The sequence below is a fragment of the Streptomyces sp. SP17BM10 genome (assembly GCF_036322405.1).
GTDB lineage: Bacteria > Actinomycetota > Actinomycetes > Streptomycetales > Streptomycetaceae > Kitasatospora.
On sequence record NZ_JAQYXB010000246.1, the window covers coordinates 1 to 306 of the forward strand.

At 68.3% G+C, this 306-nt stretch carries 1 pseudogene; it reads right to left on the reverse strand.

Annotated elements, in window-relative coordinates:
• Window positions 1-306: pseudogene (locus PUR71_RS01030) on the reverse strand (acyl-CoA dehydrogenase family protein); the annotation flags it as partial.

Genomic DNA, 306 nt, shown 5'->3' on the forward strand with positions numbered 1-306 from the left:
CGCTCCACCGGGTAGTCCCGCGTGTACCCGTACCCGCCCAGCACCTGGACCGCGTCCGTCGTGATCTCCATCGCCGCGTCCGACGCGAAACACTTCGCCGCCGCACCGAAGAACGTCAGATCCCCGTCCCCGCGCTGCGACTTCTCCGCCGCCGCGTACGTCAGCTGACGCGCCGCCTCCAGCTACAACGCCATGTCCGCCAGCATGAACTGGACCCCCTGGAACTCCGCGATCGCCTTCCCGAACTGCTTGCGCTCCCGCACATAACCCTTCGCGTAGTCCAGCGCCCCCTGCGCGATCCCGATC